The organism is Nitrosomonas oligotropha, assembly GCF_009833085.1.
GTDB lineage: Bacteria > Pseudomonadota > Gammaproteobacteria > Burkholderiales > Nitrosomonadaceae > Nitrosomonas > Nitrosomonas oligotropha.
Genome location: NZ_QRBZ01000004.1, coordinates 58,223 through 73,830 on the forward strand (window position 1 = coordinate 58,223; position 15,608 = coordinate 73,830).

A 15,608-nucleotide genomic window follows, 5' to 3' on the forward strand; every position below is an offset into this window, starting at 1 on the left:
AAGATATGCCGTTGCACATCATGCTGATTGCATTGGTGTTTTTGTTAGTTTTGTCAGGCTTTTTTTCCCTCTCTGAAACCAGTATGATGGCGATTAACCGCTATCGCTTGCGGCATCTCGCCAAGCAAGGTCATCGCGGCGCCCGGCTGACCATAAAGTTGCTCGATCATACAGACCGTTTACTGGGTGTCATTCTCCTCGGCAACAACTTACTGAACACCGCTTCCGCAACTTTGGTCGCCATTATTGTTGCGACTTTATTTGCTCACGATGATTTTGCTTTGCTTATGGGAACAATCGCTGTGACCTTTGCTATTCTGGTATTCAGCGAAATCACCCCGAAAGTCATCGCCGCCGCTTATCCTGAAAGGATTGCCTTAGCCGCCAGCTATGTATTGACGCCATTGCTGATTATTTTCTATCCCATTGTATGGTTCGTTAATTTATTCGTCAGCGGATTGCTAATTCTGTTCCGGTTAAAACCGCAAAAAGGCAGCCTGGAGCAGAAGATCAGCACGGAAGAACTGAAAACATTGGTACTGGAAGGCGGACATTTTATACAGCACAAGCATCAAAGCATGCTATTGAATTTGTTCGATCTGGAAACGATTACCGTTGACGATGTCATCGTGCCGCGTAGCCAGATCGAAGCGATAGACCTGAACGCGGATGACGAAATTATTCATACGCAATTGCTGACTTGCCACCATACCCGCTTGCCGCTATATCGTGAACGCCTGGATAATATCGTCGGCATTGTGCATGTGCGCAAGGTATTGAATCAAATGCAGGGAGGAAAAATAACCGCGGCTACGCTTGAAAAAGTGATGCGTGAGCCCTATTTCGTTCCTTCCGGAACATCCTTATTTTCGCAACTGCAATTGTTCCAGGAAAACCAGAAAAGAGTCGGTCTGGTCGTCGATGAATATGGCGAATGGCTGGGGCTGGTCACACTGGAAGACATTGTTGAGGAAATCATCGGTGAATTCACCACGCAAGCGCCTAATCTGGCCAGTACTTTCTCGAAACAGGACGATGGTAGTTTTATTGTCGAAGGCAGCACCTTGCTGCGCGAATTGAACCGCAAGCTGGGTTTTCAATTTCCGCTGGATGGGCCAAAAACTTTGAATGGGCTGATCCTGGAGTATTTCGAGGATATTCCGGAAGCCGGAACCGGTCTTAACATTGCCGGTTACCCGATGGAAGTGATTCAAACTAAAAACCGGGTGGTAAAAACTGTTAAAATCTTTCCTGTCGCTGTAACGGCCGAGATGAAGCATGCCGAGTAGTTAAAAGGACAGAACGGATTATTCTTGCAGCGCACCCCTGCAACGATCAGTAAACCGGGTTGGACGGAAATAACAAAAGCGGTTATCCTTGCGCCGCAATTATGACTTGAAGATTTATTCATCAAAGCGCCCATAGCTCAGCTGGATAGAGTACCGCCCTCCGAAGGCGGGGGTCGCACGTTCGAATCGTGTTGGGCGCGCCAATGTTTTTCTAATTCGTTAAAGCATATCCAATCATTCATACCATGATGAATTTCTAGAACGCGTTGAAATGTTTACCGGAATCGTACAAGCGGTGGGGGAGATCAAACAAAGTCAACCCATCCATGAACAGAGCAAGCACGGATTATCCCTAAATATTTCCTCGGGTGGGCTGGATCTCAGCGATGTGGCGCAGGGCGACAGCATCGCCATCAATGGTGTCTGCCTGACGGTTACAGCATTAACCGGAGACTTGTTTACCGTCGATGTTTCACAAGAAACGTTAAATTGCACCCAAGGGCTCGACCGGACCGGTGTTCACGTCAACCTGGAAAAAGCCATGCGCTTGTCCGACCGTCTGGGCGGCCATTTGGTCAGCGGGCATGTGGATGCTGTTGGCACTGTGGTGAAGTTTGAACCTGCTGGCGAAAGCTTTGTATTGGTCATTCAAGCGCCGGAATCCATCATGCGGTTTTTAACGCATAAGGGTTCGATTACCGTCAATGGCGTCAGCCTGACGGTCAACCGGATTGAAGGCAATGTTTTTTCAGTCAATCTCATTCCGCATACGTTGGCGATGACGAATCTGAAAGAACTTGCCCCCGGCATGCTGGTGAACCTGGAAACTGATATGCTGGCCCGTTATGTGGCAAGATTGTTAAACATTGAAAGTTAGCCGGAGTAGACAGATATGAGTATCAGCGCCATCCAAGACATCATCGCCGATCTTAAAATGGGCAAAATGGTCATTCTGGTTGATGAAGAAGATCGCGAGAATGAAGGCGATCTGGTTCTGGCCGCCGATTTTGTGTCGCCGGAAGCGATCAACTTCATGGCGACTCATGGGCGCGGCTTGATTTGCCTGACCTTGACCGAGGAACGCTGTCATCAGCTGGATTTGCCCTTGATGGTATCGGCCAATCGCGCGCCGCTGGGTACCAATTTCACGCTTTCCATCGAAGCATCCAGCGGTGTGACGACCGGTATTTCCGCGGCGGATCGCGCACGAACTGTTCAGGTTGCGGTCAAACCCGATGCCAAGCCGCAAGACATCGTGCAACCGGGTCATATCTTTCCGCTGATGGCGCAAAAAGGCGGCGTATTGGTGCGCGCCGGACATACCGAAGCCGGTTGCGATTTGGCCAGAATGGCGGGCTTGACGGCGGCATCGGTGATTTGCGAAATTTTGAAAGAAGACGGTAGCATGGCGCGATTGCCCGACTTGATGGTGTTCGCACAAAAGCATCAACTCAAGATCGGCGCGATTGCGGATTTGATTCAATACCGCAGCCAAACCGAAAGCTTGGTGACGCGGGTCGCGCAACGCACGATTCAAACGCTGCACGGCGAATTCCTGCTGGCGGCTTACCGCGATGAAATTGCCAATACCGCCCACTTGGCCTTGGTCAAAGGTGAAATCAATCCGGCGACCGAGACATTGGTGCGGGTGCATGAACCGTTATCGGTGGTTGATTTGCTCGACATTCATGACAATACGCATTCCTGGAATATCCATGACGCGATGCAATTGATCGCCGAAGCGGGGCAAGGTGTTATCGTCCTGCTGCACCGGAAAGAAAGCCCGGCAAAACTGATTGAACGTGTACAATCGCAGGAAACGCATGTTTCCAGCTCGCTCAAACCGGATCTGCGCGACCATGGTATTGGCGCGCAAATATTGAAAGACCTCAATGTAGGAAAAATGCGGTTAATGGCGACACCCAGAAAAATGCCCAGCATGACGGGATTTGGTCTGGAAGTAACACGGTATGTGGAAAAATAAAAACCATGATTCTCCATTCCCGGTGATCACGCCGCCATTGCAACTAATTAACATAACAGGAGCCGGATATGCCGTACTATGACGAAATACTTGAGTTTGAGCCTAATCTGGATGGATCGGATTTGCGCATCGGCATTGTCATGAGCCGTTTCAACATCGATATCGGCGAAGGTCTGCTTGGCGCCTGTACGGCGGAACTCAAGAAGAATGGCGTGCTGGATTCCAATATCCTGATTACGACCGTTCCTGGCGCATTGGAAATTCCATTGACGCTGAAAAGAATGGCCATGTCCGATCAATTCGACGCGCTGATTGCTTTAGGCGCGGTGATTCGCGGCGACACGTATCATTTTGAAGTGGTCGCCAACGAGTCGGCGCGCGGCATCCTGATGGTGCAGCTGGAAGCGGAAATTCCCGTGGCCAATGGCGTATTGACCACCGATAACGAGGATCAGGCGATTGCCCGGATGAGCACCAAGGGCACCGAGTCCGCGCAAGTTGCGCTGGAAATGGCCAATTTGCATATTAAAATTGATGAAATCGATTTATGAACAACGCCGTGACAGAAACTGATCCATCCATCGACGGCAAAACGGAAAAATACAAAAGCCGCCGCCGGATAGCGCGCGAATTTGCCGTGCAGGGTATCTATCAGTGGCAAGTGGCTGGCGGTACGGCCAGCTTTATCGAGCAGCAGTTACGCGAATCCGACGAATTTAAGCATGTCGACGATAAGCATTTTGTGCATGTACTGCATGGCGTGGTGCAGCATGCCGAGGAATTGGAAACAATCATCCAGCCGCATTTGGATCGTACTTTGAATGAACTCAGTCCGGTAGAGTCGGCGATTTTGTTGCTGAGCACTTTTGAGTTGATTCATCACCCGGAAATCCCCTACCGCGCCATCATCAACGAAGCCATTGAACTGGCCAGAACATTCGGCGGCAGCGACGGCTATAAGTATGTCAATGGCGTGCTGGATAAATTGGCCATTCAGCTGCGCGCTGTTGAAACCTCGGCGCCCAGACCGGTAAAAAACCGCCTCTAGTATCACACCCGCGTGGCCTCGGAATTCGATATCATCCGCCGCTATTTCAAGCGGCCTGTAACGAATGCAATACTCGGAGCCGGTGACGACGCGGCACTCATCAGTGTACCGGCCGGAACAGAATTGGCGATATCGGCCGACACATTGGTCAGCGGCAGGCATTTCTTTGCCGATGCCGATCCTTACCGGCTCGGCTACAAATCCCTGGCGGTTAATCTATCCGACATGGCTGCCATGGGCGCCAAGCCGCGCTGGGCATTACTGGCGCTGACACTACCGGAAGAATTAGTAAACCAGAATACAGCATGGCTGGCAGAATTCAGCCAAGGCTTTTTCGCGCTTGCTGACCGCTATCATGTCGAATTGATCGGCGGCGATACCACCGCCGGGCCATTGAATATCGGCATACAGATCATCGGTGAGGTTGCAGCCGGAAAAGCGTTACGCCGCAGCGGCGCGCAACCGGGCGATGACATCTGGGTCTCCGGCAAGCTGGGCGATGCCGCTTTGGCGCTGCGCCATGAATTGCAACAAATCACCTTGGAACCTGAAGAAATCGCGCAATGTCTGCCGTCGTTATTGACGCCGGTAGCCAGGGTCGAGCTAGGGCAACGCCTGACCGGTCTGGCGCACAGCGCCATCGACATCTCCGATGGTTTGGCAGCGGATTTGGGGCATATTCTGGTTGCTTCAGAAGTAGCCGCTTGTATTAATATGACTGATATACCTTGTTCAGCGGTATTAAAAAAATACCGGCAGCAATCAATGGCCATCGATTGTCTGCTGGCGGGCGGGGATGATTACGAGTTATGCTTTACGGCAGCTAAAACAAAGCGCCGGGAAATTGAAAAAATGTCCGGCGAATTATCTCTGCCGCTCGCCCGTATCGGCGAAATTTATTCCGGCGCGGGATTGACGGTAAAAGATGCGCAAGGCAAGGCAATGACATTGGATAGCAAAGGATATGACCACTTCAACACCTGAAATTGACAATTCACCCAGTTCTCCAGCGCCGCAATTCCAGCCGAATGCGGATTTTGTCTATAGCCATGCCGCTCCTTTCATCGCATTCTCCGGTGGCGCGGGACTCAGTCCATTTGCTCCCGGCACGGTGGGAACACTCGTTGCCTTTCCATTATTCTGGCTATTCAATCATTATCTGAGCCCGGTTTATTTTCTCTTGCTGATCGACATCATGTTTATTACCGGCATCTGGGCGTGCGGTCTTTGCGGCAAAGCGCTGGGCGATCCGGATCATGGCGGCATGGTCTGGGATGAAACCGTAGCGTTTCTGCTGGTGCTGTATTTCACCCCCGATCATTGGGCCTGGCAATTGGCGGCATTTGCATTGTTTCGCCTGTTTGACATCGCCAAACCCCAGCCGATCCGGTATTACGATCAACATCTGAAAGGCGGGTTTGGCGTCATGTTCGATGACATGGTGGCCGCTTTCTTTACGCTCCTGTGTCTAGCCGGATGGAAAGCCTGGGTTTTGTCCGAAACCTATTTTTAGCAACACCGGTTTAACCTGCCTTTGGCGCCATAGCGCGCTTCCTGGCGTTCGCGGAAGAATTCCTCGTAAGTCATGATGGCCTGATCGGGGTGAGTGCTTTTCATATGATCGACATACGTGCTGTATTCCGGCATGCCGACCATCAATCGCAAGCTTTGTGAGAAATGACGCAAAGTCAGAGTAATTTTGTTATACATGATTAATCTCCATTATTTATTGTCGTTTGCCGCGTAAGCGGGTAATAATTCAAACGGTGCTTCCTGAGCCGTTGGGTGACGAACGATGCGCGCTTGCAGCACGGTCCGGGTGCCAAACACCAGCATGCTGATCAACACCGCCATGAAAAGACCGGCCAGCGAGGTATTCACGTAGTCATTGAAAATTACCTGTTGCATCTGCTCGATGGACTTGGCCGGCGCTAATACGATGCCTTGCGCCACCGCTTCCTGATATTTTTCCGCATGCGCGAGAAACCCGATGCGCGGGTTATCGTGGAAAATCTTTTGCCACGCCGCCGTCAACGTGCAAACACTGACCCACACCACCGGAATGACGGTCACCCAGGCAAAGCGATCCTGCTTCATCTTGAACAGCACGCAGGTCGCCAGAATCAGCGCGATCCCCGCCAGCATCTGGTTCGCAATACCGAACAACGGCCACAGCGTATTGATACCACCCAGCGGATCGATAACCCCCTGGTACAGAAAGTATCCCCAACCAGCGACGCACAGGCCGGTGGCAACCAGACTGGCAACGACTGAGTCGGTGCGTTTCATGGCGGGAACAAACGATCCCAGCAAATCCTGCAGCATGAAACGTCCGGCGCGTGTTCCGGCATCCACAGCGGTCAGAATGAATAATGCTTCAAACAAAATCGCAAAGTGATACCAGAAAGCCATCATCGCGGTGCCGCCGATCACTTCCGACAAAATTTGCGCCATGCCGACCGCCAGCGTCGGTGCGCCGCCGGTACGCGAAATAATGCTATGTTCGCCGACATTCTGCGCGGTCTGGTGAATCATTTCCGGCGTTACATAAAATCCCCATTGGGTGATCGTTTGCGTCGCCGATTCCGCCGTGGTGCCGATAATGGCCGCCGGGCTGTTCATGGCGAAATAAATGCCGGGCTCCAAGGTTGCAGCGGCAACCAGCGCCATAATGGCAACGAACGATTCCATCAGCATCGCGCCGTAACCGATAAAGCGTGCATCCATTTCCGACGAAATCATCTTAGGCGTGGTACCCGAAGCGATCAGTGAATGAAAACCGGAAATCGCGCCGCAAGCCACCGTGACAAACAGGAAAGGAAACAAATCGCCCGACCAGACCGGGCCGGAACCATCGATAAACTGCGTCAATGCGGGCATTTTCAGCTCCGGCGAAATCACAATAACGCCGATGGCCAAGCCGACGATGGTGCCGATTTTCAAAAAAGTCGATAAATAATCGCGCGGCGCGAGCAGTAGCCAGACCGGCAGAACCGCCGCGATAAAGCCATAACCGATCAACAACCAGGTCAATTGCTCGCCGCTCAACGTGAACATCGCCCCCCACTCAGGATCTTCCTGCACATATTGTCCGGCGACGATAGACAGCATGAGCAGCACAAAACCGATGATCGACACTTCGCCGATGGCGCAAGGACGGAAATAACGTGCGTAAACCCCCATGAACAACGCAATCGGGATGGTCGCCGCCACCGTAAACGTGCCCCACGGCGATTCGGCCAGTGCCTTAACCACGATCAAGGACAATACCGCCAGTAAAATGAGCATGATGAAAAACGTGCCAAACATGGCAATCATGCCGGGCAACTGCCCCAGCTCGGATTTGATCAAATCCCCAAGCGAGCGGCCATTGCGCCGCGTGGAAATGAACAGCACAATGAAATCCTGCACCGCACCGGCAAATACCACCCCGGCCAACAGCCACAGCATGCCCGGCAAATAACCCATCTGCGCCGCTAGAATCGGCCCCACCAGCGGACCCGCCCCGGCAATCGCCGCGAAGTGATGGCCGAACAGCACATATTTATTGGTCGGCACATGATCCAAACCGTCGTTATGCTTATACGCCGGTGTCATACGCCTTTCATCCAGCTTTAACACCCGGTTCGCAATGAACAGACTGTAAAAACGGAAAGCGATGAGATAAACGCACACCGCTGCGATGACGATCCAGATTGCGCCGATCGATTCACCGCGATTCAAGGCAATGACCGCGAGAGCGGAAGCTCCGGCGAGAGACAGAGCTATCCAGACAAGATATTTTATTAACAGATTCATAAAGGTTCCTAGTAGAAAAACTGCTCTTATTTTACTGAGAATTGCGAAACCGCGTTATTCTGATCGAACGTGACCGCCAATTCCTTATCACTGTAAGAGCTATCGTTATTTTAAGATACCGGTGCTTTGCCAGAAATTGAGTGGTTTTGGTTAGGTTGCTATCCCTTGCTTAACCGGTTGTGGCACAAACAGATTAAAGTAATACAAGCACCATCAAAGCAGGATTTGCTGCTTTCACAGACACGCTCCAAAAAAATTATGCGCCTACGATTATCCGGATTGCGCTTTTAAACGCTAGAGGGGAAAGTCACCCTACTTGGGTTGAAGTATTTGAATTAAGAGAAGGTGAATCAAGCAGATTCAAGGGCACTGGAATCGAATTGTAATCGCAGAGCGCGGTCGCGGTGCGCATCAAACCCGGCAGAAACGAAATCATGCCAGGTTTGATGCAAGCACCAGCAGCTAGTGATCGGGTCTGGTGGAATACCGCGCTATTGCAGCTCGACGTAAACCAAAAAATCTCAGTAATAACCGGAGCGACTCAGAATTCGCTGCCCCGGCTGTTATCGACATCTTCCGGACTCACCAGACTGCCGAGATTTCCCCATGCGTTCCTGATATAAGAAACTACCTGGGCAATCTCGGTATCGCGGATGAAATGCTGATACGGCGGCATGCCATAAGGTCTTGGATTACCGGCCGTGGCAGGCGGATACCCGCCATACAGCACGCTGCGGATTGTGTTCAGCGGGGAGCTCATGGTTACACTGCGGTTTCCGGCTAGTGGGGGATATATTTTCGGTACGCCTTCGCCAGATTGGCCGTGACAGTCCTGGCAGTGTTTTTCATATACTTCCTGTCCGAGGGCTAGGTACTGGCGCACTTGTTCCGGCATTTTGCGGGCTTTCCGGGGTGCTTTGGCGTTGTCTTTCTTCTCGCCCAGGGATTGAAGGTAAACCGCGATCGAACGGATATCATCGTCCGACAGATACTGTAAACTTTGCCGGACAATCGTGGCCATAGAACCGGAAGTCACGGCATGGCCGTTGATCCCGGTGGATAGCAGTTCAACAATATCCTCGACCGGCCATTCACTGACCCCGGCTTCCCGCGGGGATATCAACGAGGGCGCATACCAGTAGGAGCCCATGATTTTACCGCCCGTCAGCTTATCGTCCTGACTTGCTCCCCATACATTTCGCGGAGTATGGCAGGCGTTGCAGTGTCCGAGTCCCTGAACCAGATAATTACCCCGGTTCCATTCATCGCTTTTCGATTTGTCCGGTTGATAGACGCCTTCATTGAAATACCACTTGCGCCAAAGATACAGGAGCGTCTGATTATCGTAGGGTGGACTGATCTTGTGGGGCGGATTGGTTTGTGCGACAGGCGGTAGCGAACGCAAATAGGCAAAGATCGCATCGGCATCCGGCCGGGTAATCTTGGTATATTCGGTATACGGAAAAGCCGGGTACAAATTACGGCCATCCTTCGACTTTCCATAATGCAGCGCCTGCCAGAAATCCTCGTCGCTCCAGCCGCCGATTCCGGTTTCTTTATCCGGTGTGATATTCGGCGTGACGAATTGACCGAAAGGCGTATTCAGCTTGCGCCCGCCAGCGTAAGGCTCGCCGCCGCGCGTGGTATGGCACCCCATGCAGTTGCCTGCCCGGGCAAGATATTCGCCGCGCCGGACTTGATCGGTATCGGAGTCAGCCGGTGTCTGAGCCGATGCCATGTGCGCCAGGGATAGCAAACCGCCTATAACGCAAACGATGATCCGCCCTATGCCCGCCAATCTTGTTGTATTTGAATTTCTCATCGTGTCACCTCTTTTCCGGACAAAATAGTCCGGCAACGCTGCGCCAGTTCAGGGGTAAGCGCATCCGCTGCAGCGGATTGTCCCGATACCGGCAGGCCGGGCAGCCATTGCACCAGTGCATTGACTTCTTCCTGAGTTAGTTTCTTGGCTATTTCCGACATGCAATCCGGTATCTGGCCGCGCATGATTCCACCATTGCGCCAGCCGCCGAATTGTGCCGCCAGATAGGCATGCGGCAAGCCCAGCAGACCGGGAATGGCCGGTTGCACGCCCATCAGCGTTTTGCCATGACAAGCACCGCATGCCGGAAGATCGCGCTCGGGATCGCCGGAATACATCAGTGTTTCCACGGATTTGATTTCATCCGGTGTCAGTGCGGGCGCTACCGGCTCCAGATAAGCGTAGGGCTGGGCAGCAAAATATTCTGCGATTTCGCGCATGTAATCATCCGACATGTTTTCGAGCAAAATGGCCATTGGCTGATAATAGCGCCGCCCATCACGAAAATTACGCAACTGATTAAAGAGATAACCGGCCGGTTTGCCCGCAATACGCGGGAAATAGGCATCCCGGTCTATCCGGTCAGCATCTCTGTGACAGATGATGCAGGGCTTTACGCGTTCTTCCAAGGTATCGGATAGTCCGGATGATGCCGGTCCGGCAGCGCTTGTCAGGCCGGGAATCATCGCTAACAAGATAAAAGCAAAAAACTTCATTGACATGTGGGTCCATGAAAAAAATTAAAACACCGGTCAATCTTCAGAATGCTCTCCTGAAGTTCCGTATTGGCGTCAAACTGTCCTGTGGAACGAACGAGCCATTCCGGTAGCCGACGTGCAGAATTGCGGTACAGGATTGCAGTGTATATCACTACCTGCAATCCAGACAACCGGGTGATATCCCTCCGGAAAACCTGGGGATACGCTGAGAAACTACTATGCTCCAGGATGCCGCCTTGAAATCAAATTCAGAACACGCATTGATCACTCGCAAACAGTATGCTTTTTCGTTTGATTTTGCCTTGCCTGATCATCACGCTACTTTTGCGGCAAGAGGTGATCGAGTATCACCTCTTGCCGCAACGCCCCTTATCCTTTTTGGGGTTTTGTAATAGGAAGTTAAAGGTATCTTTCACTCCTTGGTTTCAGGAATTTCCTTGACATCGATCAGTTCAAATTTGTTGTCGCCAAGATGTCTTAGTTTTGCTTGGTAATATGAGCCCAATGCTTTGACTCGCTGGATAGTTAACATCCCTGTTTCCGCGACGAAAACTGAATTGTCTTTCAGGTCTGCGGCCGCTGAGACGGCCAATTCAAACTTATCTTGCGCAAGCCCGCGATTAAAAACGATTGCGATAGGAGATGCGGCAATAGCGACCGAAGTATCGCTGTTGGCTTTAGATTCAAATAATTTGAGTTCGATGCGATATGCGCCGGTACTGCCGCCCAACGTATTGGATGCATTGAGAATAGACATTTTCAAGTGATCGTGCAATCCGCCGTCGCTGCCAATTTCCCCGATAACACCTGGAATACTGCTCGTTCCGTCCGCGCGATACGAAATGATATTATCAAGCGCGTCGGTGATCTCAATCTGCTCTCCATTTGGCATTGCCGAACTCCATTCGGAGCCGTTCCAGAATAACAATTTGCCGGTAGGCTGGAAACGCAGCCAGTTGCCAGGTGTAAATGCTCCTTTTTCTATGTGAACATCAAACCCCGGTTCATCGGTTGCATATAATCCTCCGCCGATATCACCAAAATCAGGCTCGAATAAATTGCTGTTAACGAATATTTCCGCGCCGATTTTCCAAGGTTGTATGTCGCTCTCATGATGATGCTCAGCCGCGTTAACGGATGAAAAGAACCAGCTAGCAACTACAGTTACTAACCCAATAAGTATTTTTTTATGCATGATCAAGCCTCTTAGGTTTTTTAAATTACTGTTTTGATTGATACGTGCTGCAAAATTAATTCTGTCGTTATCCTCCTGGTAAAATCAGTCAATTACTTAAAAATTGTGTCTATCTCTTCAAAGTATTCCAGCCGGAACTTGGAATCCCCGATGTTGCGCAGAGTCGCCTTATAATTTTTTTCGTGGATATAAACCGAAGGGATTTCCAGAATTGCAGCTTCAATGTCATAACGTGCGGGTATGGCATAGCGCGATTTGTCCAGTTGCAGCGAATTCAGCTCGAATAAGTTGTTATCCTCTAACTGCAACTGCGCCCGATAATGTAGATTACTCACTTGAATATCGTTCAAGTCCAATATGCTGTTCTTTGCATCGTAGACTGCCGCAACATTCAAAACTGTGGCGGGAGCCAAGACCGGAATGTTGCACAGCCTCAACGTGCATAACTGTTTAGCCAGAAATGCGTCGGCGCGGTTAATGACACCGTCATGATCGACGTCGAGCATGGCATTGCTGGATCGCACCGGATCATTGTTTTGCGCGGCTAGTAAAATCAATGCGACATCGAGGCGATCTACATCGCCATCGAAATCAACGTCACCCGGAATAGATGCAGGAATGAACGGTTGCGGTGGATCCGGGTCAGGGGCCGTGATTCCGCCAGTAAGCGCTAACAATGCCGCGGCGAATTCATCTTCACGCAAACCCGCGTTGAATAAAATGAGAAACGGCGCGGAAGGAAAGAAACGGGCATTGGAGATAAGCTGCATTTCGATGAGGAAAGCGCCTGCGGGACCGCCTATTTGACCTTTCTGGTTCTCCAGGAAGAAACTCAGATGCGTGTGCAATACACCGTTGCTTCCCGTAATATCGACAACCAGCTCCGGATTGCCCGAGATGCCGTTGGCAGAAAAAATGGTGCTGCCGTCACTGCCGAAGACTCCGTCGCTGAAGCATATTAACTGACCGGCGCATTGGGATAGATCGTTGATTATGTCAGCGCTCGCTTCCAGTCCGCCAAACAGTCTGATTTGTATGCCTTCGGGCGGTTTTCCCCAAGAGGATAACAGCGGGTCCCAGTATTTGAGCGCTCCCAGTGCCCGATAACTCAGTAATTCATTCGGTAACAATGCATTTTGAATCGACTGGAATCCCGGGTTTTTAGTTTTGAAATCCCCACCCGGCAGATCTTGAAAATCGGCTGGAAAAATCAGTTTCCCGGTCACAGCTTCTATCGGTAATGTACCCGCCGGTAAATGCAATACCTCGGCTAATCCATCCAGATCGCAGCCTACCGCGCCGGGTGTGCGGCAATAGCCTGTAAACAGAGCATTGCCTTGCCCCCAGACTTCAACATCCAGATGCACGGCAAAAGCTTGCCGGCCGGATAGCAAAACAGTAAGCAGTAGATAAAAGCAAAGATAAGTTTTACCGGCTGATGTTTTCAATATAACAATTCCATGTCGAGATTCCCGATTGCAGCCAGTTTTAGAATGTGGCGCGCGCGCCCACTATGAAACTTCGTCCCGGCTCCGGTGCAAAATTTCGCAAAAAAGAAACCGAATTACGTATTTCCTCGTTCAGCAGATTGTGTCCTTTGGCAAATAGCCACAAATTGCCCCATTTGCTCGTTGTGATTTGATAATCTGCCGTTGCGGTCAATAAATGGTAGCTATCAGTGGGTGTTTCGTTTCTTCCCGGATAATGCTGCGCTTCAGCCCGGGTGTACCGTACCGCGGTATTCCAGGTGGGGTTGCCGTATCCCAGTTCGGCGCCGTAACGAAGTGGCGGCATACGCGGTACATCATCGCGGTCGCCAGTGACAAAACGGCCGCGTACATAATCGGAAAATAAACTGAGCAGCAAATTGCCTTGCGGCATTTGATAAAGCGTTGCGTCAATCCTGGATTCGAAGCCGATAAACTCGGCATGCCGTTGATCGTAGGCGAGGACCGATACACATTCCGCATCACTGACACAGCGCTGACGGATCACCTCGTTGTCAATTTCATACACCAAACCGGTATTCCGCAGGTAGATAAAATCGTCAGTACGGTTGTAGTAACCGTTGATTCGCGCGCTGATTCGCCCTGGCTTCCATTCAATTCCTAAATCGGCCATATTCACAGTCTCATTCTTGAGCTGCACATTGCCGATTTCAAAACTGCGAGTCGACAAATGCGGGCCGAGCGCCAATAGTTCCTGGATATCCGGCGGACGCTTGCCGCGATTTAAGGTCAGCGTCAATGCGGTATCTGTCCGCGGATTCCATTGCAGTGCTGATGAAGCAGACAATGCTTGATAGTCGAGTGCGTTGGGTAATTGCACTGGCGGCAGAGCGCTGCCGCGCAGTCTCAATTCGTTTACGCTGGGGTCGATGTGTGCGTGTTCAAAGCGAAGTCCGCCACGCAAAATCCAATTATTCCAGGCGTAATCTTGCGTAGTGTATAAGCCCAAAGACTGTTGCTTGGTACGAGGTGCAAACGTTTCTACACCCAGCGCGGAAAAATTACGATGTATCCAGTGTGCGCCAAAGGTGCCGGTCAGATTCGGAAACGCATGATGACGTACTTCAACACGCCCTTCACCGACATCGTTTTTGAACTTAGTGAAAGGTGATCCGCCTTCCATCTCAGTATGTCTGTAGTCGACCAAACCATAGCGGAAACTGATGCTTTCGATGCCGCGTGCTGGCTCGTGCCATTCAGACTTGAAGTCATAGCGGGTTTGCCGCATGTTAATGCGAATATTGGGAAATAGTGCTTGCGGGCCGAAGATATCTTCAAATCCTGTCAAGTCATTGAGTTTGGGCAGAATTGTTTCCAAACCATTCAAGTGATTGGGGTCCAGATGATGACTGCCTCTGGGCACTCCGTAGCGATTATCCGTGTGACTGACCGCCATACCCGCCATGATATTTTGGCCAATCCATGATATACCGGCAAAACCGCCGACTCCTCTGCTATCGGTATTGGGGATTGTGCCACTGGCATTTTGTATCTCTGACAGACCGAATTGTTGTTCTACCAATCTTTCGTCAATTGCTTTTCCTGGAATTTGAGTATCACCCCGTTTGCGCAAGAATCCTCCCAAACTGAATGCCAGCCGGTCTTTTCCCAGATTCAATTTAAAGGCGGAATTTGTGCCGTCTCCGTTAGTGTCATAGCGGCTCTCGACAGAACCGCTGGCGGGTTTTGTGGCGCGCTTTCCGGGTATGCGATGATCGTTAACATCAACAATGCCGCCGATTGCGTTGCCGCCATAGCGAATGATTTCCGGGCCTCGCATGATTCTGATTTCTTCGGCGAATAAGGGATCGATCGCCACGGCATGATCCGGGCTCAAGCTGGTGGCGTCATGGGTGCCAATACCGCTTTGTAAAATGCGCACCCGGGATCCGGTTAGGCCACGGATCGCCGGGATGCCCACTCCGGGACCAAAGGAAGCATTGCTAACGCCGAGTTCCTCGTTCAAGGTTTGACCCAGTGTGTTGCCTTGTTGCAATCGTAGCGAACGGCCTTTCAGTGTGCTGGTATTGGGCTGGGAGGGTTGATCCGGCGTAACACCGATAATGTTGATCGGTGTCATTTGCACAGCGGGATTGTGTGCGCTGGCTTCGGGCCTGACTTTGGTTACTGCCGGATCCCCGGTTACTTGTTCCGCTATTGCTTTGTCCATTGCACTCATCGTCATTACCGCAATAATGCTGGCCGCTATTTGCCGTGCGGAATGGAACATACTTCACTGACTGTT

The 15,608-nt window shown here is 51.2% G+C and carries 14 protein-coding genes and 1 tRNA gene; 8 read left to right on the forward strand and 7 right to left on the reverse strand.

All coding sequences use genetic code 11. The features are described 5' to 3' along the window. The first annotated feature begins 5 nt into the window (after positions 1 to 5). The 8 genes from ABD07_RS02030 to ABD07_RS02065 all read left to right on the forward strand — a co-directional run bounded on the left by ABD07_RS02030 (position 6) and on the right by ABD07_RS02065 (position 5,834). Positions 6 to 1,289, forward strand: coding sequence for an HlyC/CorC family transporter (locus ABD07_RS02030; protein WP_160816925.1), 1,284 nt, complete (start codon positions 6 to 8; stop codon positions 1,287 to 1,289). Positions 1,290 to 1,415: 126 nt separating this feature from the next. Continuing rightward, a tRNA-Arg gene (locus ABD07_RS02035) sits at positions 1,416 to 1,492 on the forward strand. A gap of 68 nt (positions 1,493 to 1,560) precedes the next feature. Next, a complete protein-coding gene (locus tag ABD07_RS02040) occupies positions 1,561 to 2,166 on the forward strand; it encodes a riboflavin synthase (protein ID WP_160816900.1) in 606 nt (201 codons plus the stop codon). Between the two features lie 15 nt (positions 2,167 to 2,181). Next, a complete protein-coding gene (gene ribBA / locus ABD07_RS02045; protein ID WP_160816901.1) occupies positions 2,182 to 3,273 on the forward strand; it encodes a bifunctional 3,4-dihydroxy-2-butanone-4-phosphate synthase/GTP cyclohydrolase II in 1,092 nt (363 codons plus the stop codon). A gap of 68 nt (positions 3,274 to 3,341) precedes the next feature. Beyond that, positions 3,342 to 3,824 (forward strand): 6,7-dimethyl-8-ribityllumazine synthase, encoded by a 483-nt coding sequence (ribH, locus tag ABD07_RS02050; RefSeq protein ID WP_108697607.1) that lies wholly within the window; start codon positions 3,342 to 3,344, stop codon positions 3,822 to 3,824. Next, complete coding sequence (nusB, locus tag ABD07_RS02055; RefSeq protein WP_108697608.1) at positions 3,821 to 4,321, forward strand: transcription antitermination factor NusB; 501 nt, start codon at positions 3,821 to 3,823, stop codon at positions 4,319 to 4,321. Before ribH ends, nusB begins: the two co-directional genes overlap by 4 nt. A gap of 12 nt (positions 4,322 to 4,333) precedes the next feature. Continuing rightward, the gene (thiL, locus tag ABD07_RS02060) at positions 4,334 to 5,305 is read left to right on the forward strand and encodes a thiamine-phosphate kinase (protein ID WP_160816902.1); all 972 of its coding nucleotides are present in this window, start codon (positions 4,334 to 4,336) and stop codon (positions 5,303 to 5,305) included. Then, positions 5,286 to 5,834 (forward strand): phosphatidylglycerophosphatase A family protein, encoded by a 549-nt coding sequence (locus ABD07_RS02065; protein ID WP_160816903.1) that lies wholly within the window; start codon positions 5,286 to 5,288, stop codon positions 5,832 to 5,834. Before thiL ends, ABD07_RS02065 begins: the two co-directional genes overlap by 20 nt. Here the strand turns inward: ABD07_RS02065 and ABD07_RS02070 are convergent. From ABD07_RS02070 to ABD07_RS02100, 7 genes are all read right to left on the reverse strand, one after another. After that, positions 5,831 to 6,031, reverse strand: a complete 201-nt coding sequence (locus tag ABD07_RS02070; protein WP_108697611.1) for a YbdD/YjiX family protein — start codon at positions 6,029 to 6,031, stop codon at positions 5,831 to 5,833. The genes ABD07_RS02065 and ABD07_RS02070 overlap by 4 nt on opposite strands. 12 nt (positions 6,032 to 6,043) lie before the next feature. Beyond that, a complete protein-coding gene (locus ABD07_RS02075; protein ID WP_108697612.1) occupies positions 6,044 to 8,119 on the reverse strand; it encodes a carbon starvation CstA family protein in 2,076 nt (691 codons plus the stop codon). A gap of 541 nt (positions 8,120 to 8,660) precedes the next feature. Next, a complete protein-coding gene (locus tag ABD07_RS02080) occupies positions 8,661 to 9,941 on the reverse strand; it encodes a cytochrome c (protein WP_160816904.1) in 1,281 nt (426 codons plus the stop codon). Further along, complete coding sequence (locus ABD07_RS02085) at positions 9,938 to 10,657, reverse strand: c-type cytochrome (protein ID WP_160816905.1); 720 nt, start codon at positions 10,655 to 10,657, stop codon at positions 9,938 to 9,940. The genes ABD07_RS02080 and ABD07_RS02085 overlap by 4 nt, the downstream gene beginning before the upstream one ends. A gap of 415 nt (positions 10,658 to 11,072) precedes the next feature. Further along, the gene (locus ABD07_RS02090) at positions 11,073 to 11,855 is read right to left on the reverse strand and encodes a hypothetical protein (protein ID WP_160816906.1); all 783 of its coding nucleotides are present in this window, start codon (positions 11,853 to 11,855) and stop codon (positions 11,073 to 11,075) included. 92 nt (positions 11,856 to 11,947) lie between these two features. After that, positions 11,948 to 13,303: a dockerin type I domain-containing protein gene (locus ABD07_RS14750; protein WP_205010645.1), complete on the reverse strand. Its 1,356-nt coding sequence runs from the start codon at positions 13,301 to 13,303 to the stop codon at positions 11,948 to 11,950. 40 nt (positions 13,304 to 13,343) lie between these two features. Next, positions 13,344 to 15,593 carry a TonB-dependent receptor gene (locus tag ABD07_RS02100; RefSeq protein WP_160816907.1) on the reverse strand — a complete coding sequence of 750 codons (2,250 nt, stop codon included), beginning with the start codon at positions 15,591 to 15,593 and terminating at the stop codon, positions 13,344 to 13,346. Between the last annotated feature and the right edge of the window lie 15 nt (positions 15,594 to 15,608).